The sequence below is a fragment of the Dellaglioa sp. CoH-57-MRSF-18 genome (genome assembly GCF_056781995.1).
In genome coordinates, this window is sequence record NZ_JBXAXX010000158.1 from 1 (window position 1) to 333 (window position 333).

1 protein-coding gene is annotated in these 333 nt (G+C 50.5%); it reads right to left on the reverse strand.

The window, feature by feature from the left end; genetic code table 11:
* Positions 1 to 56 precede the first annotated feature (56 nt).
* Positions 57 to 333: hypothetical protein (locus AC1RPG_RS08545; protein WP_481762560.1), on the reverse strand; the 277-nt coding region annotated here is incomplete at its 5' end.

Sequence of the window (333 nt, forward strand, 5' to 3'; positions counted from 1 at the left end):
AAGGCTAGAACGTGCCATATTGTACTCCTGAGAGTTGTTTAGGTATCAGAATAAAATTACGCCATTGGCCCAAGGGGCTGGGTAGCTTTATTCCACATGGGATTTGAGTCGAATCCACCCGTCTTGCCGGGTGCGGCCAACCTGTCTAGATCAGCATCTGCATTCGTGACCGAGACTCCAGACTGGGGACCCTCATCAATTCTCTCGAATGGCCACTCTTGGTGTTCAGTGTTACCGCCGTTTAGGTCTTCGGCTGTTAGGCGCAGCGCCGCGTTTGTCTTAGGCTTAACACTTTCGTGCTTTAGTTCGGACTGCGAATCATTATGCATATCG